We start from the raw sequence: 13,110 nt of genomic DNA, 5'->3' as shown, positions 1-13,110 counted from the left end.
GGCGGGGACCGCGTTTGGGCAAGCAGCTAGCAACATTGCAACTACCAAATCGCTAAACCCCCGCCTCGCAAGATGCGGGGGTTTTTCATTTTAGGTCAATTAGATACGGAGATAACCCATGACCCAGATGTACCACCAAGCCGACGCGAACCCGAGCCTGTTGGAAGGCAAAACCATTGCCGTGCTGGGCTACGGCAGCCAAGGCCGCGGCCAATCCCTTAATCTGCGTGACAGTGGTGCCAATGTGGTGATTGGGCTGCGCCCCGGCGGCGCCAGCTGGCAGCAAGCTGAGCAAGAGGGCTGGCAGCCGGTAGGCTTTGCCGATGCGGTTAAAGACGCCGATGTGGTGATGATGCTGACCCCAGATATGGTGCAAGGCGAGATCTATCAAGAGTTTGTCGCGCCCAATATCAAGCCTGGGGCGATGCTGATGTTCAGCCACGGCTTCAACATCCTCTACGACCTGATCAAACCCGCGGCCAACATCGATGTCACCATGGTGGCGCCGAAAGGTCCTGGTTTTCTGGTTCGTACCGAATATGAGAAGGGCGCCGGGGTGCCGTGCTTGATGGCGGTACATCAAGACGCCTCTGGTGAAGCGCACGCCAAAGCGCTGGCGTATGCCGATGCCATCGGCGGCACTCGCGGCGGGGTGCTGACCACCAACTTTAAAGAGGAAACCGAAACCGATCTGTTTGGCGAGCAAGCGGTGCTTTGCGGCGGCGCGGTGTCGTTGGTGCAAAAGGGTTGGGAAACCTTGGTGGAAGCCGGTTATCAGCCGGAACTGGCCTACTTCGAGTGTCTGCATGAACTGAAGCTGATTGTCGATCTGCTGTATGAGGGCGGGGTATCGCGGATGCATCAGTTTGTTTCTGATACCGCCGCCTATGGTGCCGTGACCCGCGGCCCGCGAGTGGTCAATGATGAGGCTAAAGCGGAGATGCAGCGGGTACTGGCGGAGATCCAATCGGGTCAATTTGCCCGTGAATGGATTGCCGAACATCAAAGCGGCAGCCACAACTACCGTCGCTGGCAGCAACAAGATTGTCAGCATCCGATTGAAAATGTTGGCGCCGAATTGCGTAGCCGCATGAGCTGGTTGAAGCGCGAGGAGTAACCATGAGCAGTGGCGGGATGATCAGCGGTGCAGCAGCGGTAGTGCAAGCCTTGGAGGAACATGGTGTAAGCCAAGTGTTCGGTTACCCAGGCGGTGCCATTATGCCGGTGTATGACGCCTTATTAGATTCATCAGTGCAGCATCTGTTGTGTCGCCATGAGCAGGGCGCGGCCTTTGCGGCCATCGGCTATGCCCGCAGCAGTGGCAAGGTTGGTGCTTGCATTGCTACTTCCGGTCCGGGAGCGACCAACCTGATCACCGCTTTGGCGGATGCGATGATGGATTCGATCCCGTTGGTGGCGATCACCGGCCAAGTGCCGACCGCCGCCATCGGTACCGATGCCTTTCAAGAGATCGATCTGCTCGGGCTGAGCTTGGCCTGCACCAAACACAGCTTCTTGGTCGAGCGTCCGGAAGATCTTTGCCGGGTGCTGCATCAGGCCTTTGCGATTGCCCAGCAGGGGCGCCCAGGTCCGGTACTGATCGACATTCCCAAAGATGTGCAGCAAGCGCTGGTGGAATACCAAGCCAAGCCGGTTGGGTTGGCCGACGCGGCCAATGACACTTTTGAGTTAGAGCGGGCGCACGCACTGTTGAACAATGCCGAACGGCCACTGCTGTACGTTGGTGGTGGCGTTGGCATGGCCAAGGCGGTGCCGCAACTGCGCCAGTTTATCGAGCAAACCGGGATGCCGTCGGTGGTGACGTTGAAGGGCATTGGCGCGGTGGCGGCCAACACTCCGGGTTACTTGGGGATGCTGGGGATGCATGGTAATCGTGCTGCCAACAGTGCGGTGCAGCAATGCGATCTGTTGATTGCCGTTGGCGCCCGTTTTGATGACCGAGTGACCGGCAAGTTGGACGCCTTTGCTCCGAATGCCAAGGTGATCCATTTAGACATAGACCCTGCCGAGATCGGTAAGCGACGGGCGGCGATGATCTCCTACAGCGGCGATCTGCGGGTATTGCTGCCGACCTTAGCGCAGCCGTTGGCCGCCAAGCTGAGTGACTGGCGTCAGCACTGTCAGCAGATGGCGGCCGGGTGCGCGCCTCGCTACGACCATCCCGGCGACAACATCTATGCGCCGGCGCTGCTGAAGCGCTTGTGTGACACCATGCCGACGCAAGCGGTGGTGTCCTGCGATGTCGGCCAGCATCAGATGTGGGTAGCGCAGCACATGTGGTTCGATAGTCCGGCTGATCATCTGTCGTCGGCGGGGCTGGGCACCATGGGCTTTGGTTTGCCAGCGGCGATTGGCGCGGCATTGGCGCGGCCGCAGGATCTGTCGCTGCTGGTCAGCGGTGATGGCTCGTTCATGATGAATGTGCAGGAGCTGACCACCATTAAACGGGCGCAGCTGCCAGTCAAAATCGTGATTTTGGATAATCAGCGGTTAGGGATGGTAAAGCAGTGGCAGGAGCTGTTCTTTGAGGAGCGCTACAGCGAAACCAACCTCTCTGATAATCCCGATTTTGTCGCCATGGCAGCCGCCTTTGATATCCCCGGTAAGCACATTTGGCACAAACAGCAGGTTGAGCAAGCGCTGGCAGAGATGCTGGCGGCGCCTGGCCCATTCCTGTTGCACGTGTCGATATCTGAGAAAGAAAACGTTTGGCCTTTGGTGCCACCCGGTGCCTCTAATGACGAGATGATGGAGCAGTAGTTATGAGCGATCACACCCTTTATATCGAAATGAACCCCAGCAGCGACGTGATGGAGCGGGTACTGCGAGTCACTCGTCATCGCGGTTTTACCGTGGCCAATATGCAGATGCAGGCCGACACCCAAAGCCAACAACTGCTGGTGACGGTGCGTAGCCAACGGCCGATCAGCCAGTTGACCCGGCAACTGGACAAATTGATCGACGTCTACAGCTGCCACCTACAGTTAGAGCAGCAGCAAACCGAATCCAGCAGCGCCCGCCAAGCTTAAGGAGAAGCGATGAATCACCCTGAAAAACTCTGGTTTAACGGTGCCTTTGTTACCCCGGACCAAGCAAAAATTTCGCCGCTGTCCCATGGCTTGCACTACGGCTCGTCGGTATTTGAAGGCATTCGCGCCTATGCCACCCCAACTGGCACCGCGGTGTTTCGGCTGCAGGATCATATCCAGCGCCTGTTCGACAGCGCCAAAATCTATCGAATGCCGATCCCCTACAGTCGTGACCAGCTGGAACAAGCCTGTCGCGATGCGGTAGCGATCAATGGCTTGGACAGCGCCTACATCCGCCCAATCGCCTTTTTCGGCGAAGTCGGTTTGGGGCTGAATGTACCGCAAGACAGCCAAGCGGAAGTGCTGGTCTATGCCTGCCCATGGAACGCCTATCTGGGGGCAGAAAGCATCGAAAACGGAGTTGATGTCTGTGTGTCAAGTTGGCAGCGATTAGCGCCGAACACCATGCCAACAGGGGCGAAAGCGGGGGGGAATTATCTTTCTTCGCAGCTGATCTCCGGCGAGGCAAGGCGCCACGGCTATGCCGAGGGCATCGCTCTGGATGTCAATGGCCAGATCAGCGAAGGCGCGGGTGAAAACCTGTTTGTGGTGAAAAACGGAGTGTTAATCACTCCGCCAGTGACCGCGGCGATTCTGCCGGGATTGACCCGCGACAGCATCATCACCTTGGCCCGTGACGCCGGCCTTGAGGTACGCGAAGAATCGATCGCCCGCGAAGCACTGTATCTGGCGGACGAACTGTTTATGACCGGCACCGCCGCTGAAATCGTGCCGGTGCGCAGTGTCGATGGTATCGCTTTGGGCGATGGCAAACGCGGGCCAATCACCGCCAAACTGCAACAGCGGTTCTTTGGCCTGTTCGATGGCAGCACCGAAGATAAGTGGGGCTGGCTGGATCCGGTGGTTAGCATGCAAGATTGCCCCGAGCAGTTTCAAGCGCACACCGCCGCCACTGTACTGTGAGGTAACTGATGCCGAAGTACCGTTCCGCTACCTCTACCTCCGGTCGTAATATGGCCGGCGCCCGCGCCCTGTGGCGAGCCACCGGCATGACCGACGATGATTTTGGCAAGCCGATCATCGCCGTCGCCAACTCATTTACCCAATTTGTTCCCGGCCACGTTCACCTGAAAGACATGGGCCAACTGGTGGCTGGCGCGATTGCAGCGGCTGGCGGCGTGGCGAAAGAGTTCAATACCATCGCCGTTGATGATGGCATCGCCATGGGTCACGGCGGCATGCTCTACTCACTGCCGAGCCGGGAGCTGATCGCCGACAGCGTCGAGTACATGGTCAATGCCCATTGTGCCGATGCGTTGGTGTGTATCTCCAACTGCGACAAGATCACTCCAGGAATGCTGATGGCAGCGCTGCGGCTGAATATCCCGGTGGTGTTCGTCTCCGGTGGGCCGATGGAAGCCGGCAAAACCAAACTGTCGGATCAGATCATCAAGCTCGATCTGGTGGATGCGATGGTGCAGGCCGCCGATCCGACGGTTTCCGACGAACAAGCTGAACAAGTGGAGCGTAGCGCCTGTCCTACCTGTGGCAGCTGCTCTGGGATGTTTACCGCCAACTCAATGAACTGCCTGACCGAAGCCTTGGGCTTATCGCTGCCGGGCAACGGTTCGCTGTTGGCGACCCACGCCGATCGCCGCCAACTGTTTTTGGATGCCGGTAAGCGGGTGGTTGAGCTGTGCCAGCGCTGGTATCGCGATGAGGATCCACGGGCGCTGCCGCGGGGGATTGCCACTAAGCAGGCGTTTCAAAATGCGATGGCGTTGGATATCGCCATGGGCGGCTCGACTAACACCATTTTGCACCTGCTGGCGGCGGCGCAGGAGGCCGAAGTTGATTTCACCATGGCTGATATTGATGCCATGTCCCGCGAAGTGCCGCACCTGTGCAAAGTCGCTCCGGCGACGCCGCAATACCATATGGAAGATGTTCATCGTGCCGGTGGGGTGATGGCGCTACTGGGGCAGTTGGCCAAAGGCGGTTTGGTGCATACCGAGGTGGCGCACGTCGCTGGCGAATCGCTGGCGGATGTGCTTCGCCGTTATGACGTCGATCAAAACTCCGAGGTGGCCGAGTTCTATCGTGCGGGTCCTGCGGGGATCCGCACCACCCAAGCCTTTAGTCAGGCCTGTCGCTGGCCGAGCTTGGATCAAGATCGCCGCCATGGCTGCATCCGCTCGCTGGCCCACGCCTACAGCCAAGAGGGCGGGTTGGCGGTGCTCAATGGCAATCTGGCACCGAATGGCTGTGTGGTTAAAACCGCCGGGGTGCCAGAGTCCTGTTTGACTTTTAAAGGCCCAGCACGGGTATTTGATTGCCAAGACAGCGCGGTGAGCGCGATTTTGGGCGGAGTGGTGCAGGCCGGCGAGGTGGTGGTGATCCGCTATGAAGGCCCCAAAGGTGGCCCCGGCATGCAGGAGATGCTCTATCCCACCAGTTACCTGAAGTCGATGGGGCTTGGCCAAGCCTGTGCATTGGTCACCGATGGCCGTTTCTCCGGTGGCAGCTCCGGTCTGTCGATCGGCCATGTGTCGCCGGAAGCTGCCAGTGGTGGGCCACTGGCGCTGGTAGAAGATGGTGATCTTATCGCCATCGATATCCCCAGTCGTTCGCTAACCCACTGCGTTGCTGTCGAGGTATTGGCCGAGCGCCGCCGCGCCTGCAGTTTTATCCCGCAGCGGCAACGACAAGTGTCGCCGGCGCTGAAAGCCTACGCGCTGCTGGCCACCAGTGCCGATAAAGGCGCGGTGCGGGATCTGGAGCGGCTATCGTGACGGCGCTGGTAAAACTGAACCATGGCGATGACGGTCAGGCGTTGCTGCAACAGACCTTAAAACAGATTTTGCTGGCGCCGGTGTACGACGTTGCCAAGCGCAGCAGTCTGGATCGGTTGCCGAAATTGTCGCAGCGGCTCGGCCATGAAGTGTGGCTTAAGCGTGAAGATCAGCAACCGGTGTTCTCGTTTAAGCTGCGCGGCGCCTACAACAAGTTGCACAGCCTAACTGTCGAACAGCGAGCGGTCGGAGTGGTCGCAGCATCGGCGGGCAATCACGCCCAAGGATTGGCGCTGGCGGCGAAAAAAGCGGGGGTACGGGCGCTGATCGTGATGCCAACCACCACCCCAGAGATCAAAATTGAGGCGGTACGCGGCTTCGGCGCCGAAGTGCTGCTGCACGGCGATAATTTTGATGGCGCCTACGCCAAAGCCCAGCAGTTGGCGGCACAGCAGGGTTATAGCATGGTACCACCGTTTGACGATCCGCAGGTGATCGCGGGCCAAGGCACCATTGGTTTGGAGCTGCTGCAACAACAGCGGCAACTGGATGCAGTGTTTGTGCCGGTCGGCGGTGGTGGTCTTATCGCTGGGGTGGCGGCGGCAATCAAAGCGTTGGCGCCGCAGATCAAAGTGATTGCGGTGGAACCGGACGATGCCGCTTGTTTGGCGGCGGCGTTGCAAGCGGGCAAACCGGTGGATCTGCCGCGAGTCGGCTTGTTTGCCGATGGCGTGGCGGTTAAACGCATTGGCCGCGACCCCTTTGCCCTCGCCAAGCACTTTGTCGATGAGGTGGTGACCGTCTCCAGCGATGAGATCTGCGCCGCCATTGCCGATATCTATCAGGACTGTCGCGCCATCGCTGAACCTTCTGGGGCGCTCAGCTTGGCTGGGTTAAAGCGTTATGTTGCGGCCAATCCACAGCTCAAACCGCTGCGTTTGGCGGCGATCCTCTCTGGCGCCAACGTCAATTTTCACAGTCTGCGATATATCTCCGAACGCTGTGAATTGGGCGAGGGCCGCGAAGCGGTGCTGGCGGTCACCATTCCTGAGCGCAAAGGCGCATTCTTACAGTTCTGCCGCTTGATGCGCCGGCGACCCATTACCGAATTTAACTACCGTTTTAGCAGCGATGCCCAAGCGCAGGTGTTTGTCGGTTTGCGTTTAAGTGGCGATCCCCAGGAGCGGGCGCAACTGCTTGATGATCTGACGGCAGCAGGGTATCCGCATCAGGATCTCTCCAGTGATGAGACCGCCAAACTGCACGTTCGTTATATGGTCGGTGGGGTGCCGCCGCGGTCAATCGAAGAACGGCTATTTCACGTTCATTTCCCCGAACATCCTGGTGCGTTAGAGGATTTTCTCACTGCCTTGGGCGATCGCTGGAATATCACTCTATTTCACTATCGCAACCACGGTGCCGCCAGTGGCCGAGTGTTGATGGGGGTGCAGTTCGCCGATCTTAGCGCCCTCGAGGCGGCGGATTTTGAACGCTGTCTAACCACCATCGACGACGATTGGCGTGAGGTTACCGATTCGCCGGCTTACCGCTTTTTCTTGGCCCCCAAGCGATGAATAAAAAATTTTGCTGAGCCGCTGAACCTTTTGCTTTGCTGAGACTCTGATTAAGTAGATTCATCATCTCCCTGCAAGTAGCAAATTCTTTACCGCCTCCCTCACGAGGCGGTTTTTTTTGCTCTATAACCAGCAGCTGCCCGAACCCGTTCGAGGCTACGACTGGTTTGCTGCTTATCCTTTAATCGAAATTGGATCTTGCCCCACTTCCTGTTGGGAATTTCTGTGATAGCGTAACCGCATCTTTACTCAAGGAAGTTTCGTTATGACCGTTGCTGCATTTAACCCAATCGCTCGTACCTTGATGGGCCCTGGTCCATCGGATGTTCACCCGCAGGTGCTGCAAGCGCTGGCTAAGCCGACCATTGGCCATCTTGATCCGCAGTTTGTGGCGATGATGGATGAGGTTAAATCGCTGCTGCAATACGCCTTCCAAACCCAGAATCCATTTACTATTGCGGTTTCAGCGCCGGGCAGTGCTGGCATGGAAACCTGTTTTGTGAACTTGGTGGAGCCAGGCGAAAAGGTGATTGTCTGTCGCAATGGCGTGTTTGGCGAACGGATGCGGCAAAACGTGGTGCGGGTTGGCGGTGAAGCGATTGTGGTTGATGACCCTTGGGGTCAGCCGGTATCAGTAGACAAAGTCGCGGCGGCACTGGCGGCCAATCCCGATGCCAAATTCGTCGCCTTTGTGCATGCGGAAACCTCCACCGGCGCTTTGTCCGATGCCAAAGCGATCTGTGCGCTGGCACAGCAACACGGGGTGCTGTCGATTGTTGATGCGGTAACGTCTTTGGGCGGGGTTGAGCTGCGGGTTGATGAGTGGGGCATTGATGCCATCTACTCCGGCAGCCAAAAGTGCCTCTCTTGTGTGCCGGGCTTGTCGCCGGTGTCGTTTTCACCGAAGGCGGTGGCCAAGTTGGAAGCCCGCCAAACCCCAGTACCAAGCTGGTTCCTCGACCAAACCTTGGTGATGGGCTACTGGGCTGGCGGCGCCAAGCGCAGCTATCACCACACCGCGCCAGTAAATAGCCTGTACGCGCTGCACGAATCGCTGCGCTTGCTGCAGAACGAAGGGCTGGAAAACGCTTGGGCACGTCATCGCGCTATGCATGAACAGCTGAAAGCCGGTTTAATCGAGTTAGGGTTAGAGTTTGTGGTGGAGGAAGCTTACCGTCTGCCACAGTTGAACACCGTGGTGATCCCCGCTGGTGTCGATGATGCCGAAGTACGCAGCATGTTGCTCAATCGCTTTAACCTAGAGATTGGTGCCGGTCTTGGCGATTTCGCCGGTAAAGCGTGGCGGATTGGCCTGATGGGGCACGCCGCCCGTGAAGAAAACGTGCTGCTGTGCTTGGCGGCGCTGAAAGTCGCAATGGGACGTTAATCGCCGACATTAGTTGATAGCTATCAGTAGTTAGTGAATAGACGAAGCGGGTGCCATTGGGCACCCGCTTTGGTTTTACTACTAGCTAACGACTACGCACTAGTTACACGCTTATCCCCGTGGGCCGGCGTTAACGATCGCTTCCGATACTTGATACTTATCAAAGTTAGCGCGGAACTCGTCGGCCAGTTGCTTGGCGTAACGGTCGTACTTGTCGCCGTCCTGCCAGGTGTTGCGTGGCAGCAGCAGATTGTTGTCGACGCCGTTAACGGCCACTGGCACATCGAGGTTCAGCTGCGGGATATGCTGGGTGTCGACGCTGGCCAGCTCACCGCTGACGATGGCATCGATGATTGCTCGGGTGGTGGGGATCGAGAACCGTTTGCCTTCGCCGTAGGGGCCGCCGCTCCAACCGGTATTAACCAGATAGACTTGGCTGCCAAATGATTCAATTCGCTCCATCAGCAGTTCGGCGTAAACCCCGGCTGGACGCGGGAAGAACGGTGCGCCAAAGCAAGTTGAAAAGGTGGATTCAATCGCCGCGCTGGAGCCAATCTCGGTTGAACCGACCTTAGCGGTATAGCCAGAGAGGAAGTGATAGGCCGCCGCTTGCTTGGAGAGCTTAGCGACCGGTGGCAACACCCCAGAGACATCGCAGGTAAGAAACACTACCGCCGCCGGTTCGGCGCCGTTGTTGCTCAGTACTCGTCGTTGGATATGTTCCAGTGGGTAGGCGGCGCGGCTGTTCTGGGTCAGGCGGTCGTCGTCGTAATCCGGCTGACGCTGCTCATCTAAGATGACGTTTTCCAGCACGCTGCCAAAGCGGATGGCATCCCAGATCACCGGCTCGTTTTGCTGGGATAAGTTAATGCACTTGGCGTAGCAGCCGCCTTCGATATTAAACACCCCGCCCGGTGCCCAGCCGTGTTCGTCGTCGCCAATTAAGCTGCGTTTAGGATCTGCCGATAGGGTGGTTTTACCGGTGCCAGACAGACCGAAAAACAAGGTGGTGTCCCCCTGTTCACCAACATTGGCGGAGCAGTGCATCGGCAGCACCCCTTTGGCTGGCAACAGGAAGTTTTGCACCGAAAACATCGCTTTTTTCATCTCGCCGGCGTAGCGCATCCCGGCAATCAGCACTTTGCGTTCGGCAAAGTTGATGATCACTGCCCCATCCGAGTTGGTGCCATCGCGCTGTGGATCGCATTCAAAGCCAGCGGCGTTGAGGATCTGCCAAACCGGTTTGTCCGCCGGGTTTACCTGCTCTGGAACGATAAACAGATTGCGGGCAAACAGCTGCTGCCAGGCGGTTTCGGTGCGCACATCCAGCGGCAGGTAGTGCACCGGATCGGCGCCCACTTGCAGGTTGGAACGGAAATGTTCGCGCTCATTCAGATAGCCTTCGACCCGTTGCCACAGCGCTTGGAACTTATCCTGGGGGAAAGGGCGATTAACCGCACCCCAGTCGATCTCATCACGGCTGCTGGGCTCATCAACAATAAAGCGGTCTTTGGGCGAGCGGCCAGTGCGCTTGCCGGTATGCACCACCAGTGCGCCATTGGCGGCAAGCTGGCCTTCATTGCGGGAGATGGCAGCGTCGATTAGGGCGGCGCTGCACAGATCCTGCTGGCTATCTGACATAGTGTTGTTCCTCGATCCTTGGGGTGACCACCGCACTGACTGGCGTAGACGGACAGTCGGTGTGATGATGTTCATTGTTGTTATTAACTGTGGGTCTGTGTGAATTTAACTCACCAATTGCAGTGTAACCACAGCCGCCTAAAATTTGCACCGATCGGCACGGCTACTACTGACTATAGGCGTAAAAAAAGCTGCCCAAGGGCAGCTTTGTTATGTATTGATTCACAGAATCTATCAGTGCTGAGTGTCGTTACCCGCTTGGGTTTGACCGATGGCGGCAACGTCAATCGCATCAAACTTGTAGGTGGTGTTGCAGTAATCGCAGTGCATCTGCACCGAACCTTGCTCGGCAATGATGCTGTCCAGCTCATCACGGCCGACGGTGGCCAAGGCGGCTAGGCTGCGCTCACGGGAGCAACCGCAAGAGAAAGTCACCTGATGGCCATCGAACATCTGTACCGATTCTTCGTGGTACAGACGGTACAGCACTTCGGTAAACGGCAGGTTGTACAGCTCTTCCGGCTTGATGGTGTCGGTCAGCGCTTCTAGGTGCTCGAACGATACGGTGGCGATGATGTTGGATGCTGGCATCTGTTGCAGCAGCATACCAACCGCTTTTTCACCGTTAGCGTGTAGCCAGATGCGAGTATTTAGCTGCTCAGACTGGTTAAAGTATTGCTCGATATTGCCTGCCAGAGTTGGCTTGTCCAGCGATACGATGCCTTGGTAGCGCTCGCCGTTGGTTGGGGTGATGGTGATCACCAGGTGGGCTTTGCCCAGCTGCGCTTGCAGATCGCCTTCTGGCACTTCGCCTTCAAAGCGTGCCACACCGCGCATAATGTGCTGGTGGTTGCCGTTGATCACCGCCAGTTTCAGTGGGCCATCGCCCTGCATCTGTACGGTAATCTCACCTTCAAATTTCAAGGTGGCGGTCAGCATCGCCGTGGCCGCTTGCAGTTCGCCCAGCAGGCGCTGCACTACCGCAGGATAGTCGTGATTGGCCAGAATTTGCTGGTAGCTTTGTTCCAGTTGCACCAGTTCGCCGCGGACATCGGCCTTGTCGAACAGGTAGCGTTGCAGTTGGTCTGTGTATGTCATTGGATATCCTGATGTTTTACTCGTAGCAGCTGACGGCGCTGCTTTTTATCCGGACGCCCGGCGCTGTGATCTGCATCGGCCTTAAGGCGACGCTGTTCAGCCCGTTCGGCACGGCGCAACTGACTTTGTTCCGTTTCGTGGTACAGCTCTTGGGCTAGCGGTGCACTTAGGCGTTTTTCCGACAGCCCCAAAACTTGCAGCTCCTTCTCATCAAAGCCTTGCCACAGGGTTACTGTGGCGCCGATCTCCAATTTACGGCTGGGCTTGCTGCGTTGCCCATTTACTTGCACCTTGCCACCGTTGACCATCTCTTGTGCCAGCGCACGGGTTTTATAAAAACGTGCTGCCCACAACCACTTATCCAGTCGAACCGATTGGAGTTCGGAATGATTTGTGCTCGATTTGGCCATAAAGTCCTTTAACTTCATCAAAAACGGTAAGTTTTACCGTGGCAAGATAAGGCGGCGGAAGTTAGCATAAATGCTGAATTTTCGCCATTATAGCCGAGGCGTTACTGCTGGTTTGTCGTAGGACAATCCCGTAAGTTAGCGGCGAAGATACACTTATTATGTTTGCTATGGTTGTACTGCCGCAGCACCTAACGGAACGCTTTTCAATTCATGGATTTGATCGCACCGATACAACGCCTTTGGGCGCGTTTTCCCCAAGCTCCGGCGGCCAAGTTGGTGACCGCTGCGCTGATCGCCGCGTGCCTGTATCTGCTGGCATTGATCTGCTGGCTATTGCTGCCCCAGCCGCAATCGAAAGCACCGCAGTGGCGGCCGACCGCGCAGCTGGCCACTACTGGCGTGGATCGTTCAATTGAACCACTGCTGGCGCTTAACCTGTTTGGTAAAGCCGATGCCAAAGCGCCAGAGCCGGCCAAACCGGTGCAGCGCGATCTAATCAACGACGCCCCCAAAACCAGCCTGCGTATTTTGCTGACTGGGCTGGTTGCCAGCTCGCAGCAGGAACTTGGCATCGCCATTATCGAAAGCGGTGGCAGCCAAGAGACCTACAGCATCGGCGATAAGATCAAACGCACCAATGCCAGCTTGCATGAGGTTTACGCCGATCGCGCCATCATCCTTAACCAAGGCCGCTATGAAACCCTGATGCTCGATGGCGTCGAGTACACCCGCGAAGCCAGCAGCGAAACCCAGCGGTTGCGTCAGCCAGCTGCGGCGAATAAGCCCAGCCCTGCAGTGGCCGAAGCGGTCGCCGAAGCCCGCGATGCGCTGCTGAACGATCCCGGCAAACTGACCGATTTTATCAGCATCTCGCCGGTGCGAGATCGCGACAGCGGTGGCGTTAAAGGTTACCGGTTGAATCCCGGCAGTAAGGGACGTCAGCTGTTTCGCGATGCTGGCTTAAAGCCAAACGATTTAGCGGTTTCCATTAACGGCTATGACTTGACCGATTTGGTGCAAGCGGCTGAGTTAATGGGGCAATTATCAGATTTGACCGAAGCGTCGGTGATGGTTGAACGGGATGGGCAGTTGACCCAAGTTCTGTTTGAACTGCCGCAACAATAACGCGCACAGACC

11 protein-coding genes are annotated in these 13,110 nt (G+C 57.3%); 8 read left to right on the top strand and 3 right to left on the bottom strand.

What is annotated here, in order from left to right; translation table 11 throughout:
• Positions 1–118: 118 nt before the first annotated feature.
• From ilvC to G506_RS0108720, 7 genes are all read left to right on the top strand, one after another.
• Entirely contained in the window at positions 119–1,117 is a 999-nt protein-coding gene (gene ilvC, locus G506_RS0108750; RefSeq protein WP_028116535.1) for a ketol-acid reductoisomerase, read from the top strand.
• Positions 1,118–1,119: 2 nt separating this feature from the next.
• Entirely contained in the window at positions 1,120–2,781 is a 1,662-nt protein-coding gene (gene ilvG, locus G506_RS0108745; RefSeq protein WP_205619492.1) for an acetolactate synthase 2 catalytic subunit, read from the top strand.
• 2 nt (positions 2,782–2,783) lie between these two features.
• On the top strand, positions 2,784–3,050 hold the full coding sequence (ilvM, locus tag G506_RS0108740; protein ID WP_028116533.1) for an acetolactate synthase 2 small subunit: 267 nt from the start codon (positions 2,784–2,786) through the stop codon (positions 3,048–3,050).
• Between the two features lie 9 nt (positions 3,051–3,059).
• Complete coding sequence (locus tag G506_RS0108735) at positions 3,060–4,034, top strand: branched-chain amino acid transaminase (protein ID WP_028116532.1); 975 nt, start codon at positions 3,060–3,062, stop codon at positions 4,032–4,034.
• Between the two features lie 8 nt (positions 4,035–4,042).
• On the top strand, positions 4,043–5,863 hold the full coding sequence (ilvD, locus tag G506_RS0108730) for a dihydroxy-acid dehydratase (RefSeq protein ID WP_028116531.1): 1,821 nt from the start codon (positions 4,043–4,045) through the stop codon (positions 5,861–5,863).
• Positions 5,860–7,437, top strand: a complete 1,578-nt coding sequence (ilvA, locus tag G506_RS0108725; protein WP_051202015.1) for a threonine ammonia-lyase, biosynthetic — start codon at positions 5,860–5,862, stop codon at positions 7,435–7,437. The genes ilvD and ilvA overlap by 4 nt, the downstream gene beginning before the upstream one ends.
• 265 nt (positions 7,438–7,702) lie before the next feature.
• On the top strand, positions 7,703–8,824 hold the full coding sequence (locus G506_RS0108720) for a pyridoxal-phosphate-dependent aminotransferase family protein (protein ID WP_028116529.1): 1,122 nt from the start codon (positions 7,703–7,705) through the stop codon (positions 8,822–8,824).
• A gap of 111 nt (positions 8,825–8,935) precedes the next feature.
• Here the strand turns inward: G506_RS0108720 and G506_RS0108715 are convergent, their stop codons facing one another.
• The 3 genes from G506_RS0108715 to G506_RS0108705 all read right to left on the bottom strand — a co-directional run bounded on the left by G506_RS0108715 (position 8,936) and on the right by G506_RS0108705 (position 11,973).
• Positions 8,936–10,465: a phosphoenolpyruvate carboxykinase gene (locus G506_RS0108715; protein WP_028116528.1), complete on the bottom strand. Its 1,530-nt coding sequence runs from the start codon at positions 10,463–10,465 to the stop codon at positions 8,936–8,938.
• A 234-nt stretch (positions 10,466–10,699) separates the two neighbouring features.
• The gene (hslO, locus tag G506_RS0108710; RefSeq protein ID WP_028116527.1) at positions 10,700–11,563 is read right to left on the bottom strand and encodes an Hsp33 family molecular chaperone HslO; all 864 of its coding nucleotides are present in this window, start codon (positions 11,561–11,563) and stop codon (positions 10,700–10,702) included.
• A complete protein-coding gene (locus tag G506_RS0108705; protein ID WP_028116526.1) occupies positions 11,560–11,973 on the bottom strand; it encodes an RNA-binding S4 domain-containing protein in 414 nt (137 codons plus the stop codon). The genes hslO and G506_RS0108705 overlap by 4 nt, the downstream gene beginning before the upstream one ends.
• A gap of 210 nt (positions 11,974–12,183) precedes the next feature.
• Between G506_RS0108705 and gspC the strand changes: the two genes are divergently transcribed.
• The gene (gene gspC, locus G506_RS0108700; RefSeq protein ID WP_028116525.1) at positions 12,184–13,098 is read left to right on the top strand and encodes a type II secretion system protein GspC; all 915 of its coding nucleotides are present in this window, start codon (positions 12,184–12,186) and stop codon (positions 13,096–13,098) included.
• Positions 13,099–13,110: the final 12 nt, after the last annotated feature.

The sequence above is a fragment of the Ferrimonas senticii DSM 18821 genome (genome assembly GCF_000422665.1).
GTDB lineage: Bacteria > Pseudomonadota > Gammaproteobacteria > Enterobacterales > Shewanellaceae > Ferrimonas > Ferrimonas senticii.
Note: the sequence above shows the minus strand (reverse complement) of the source record. Positions and strands in the feature narration are given on the sequence as shown.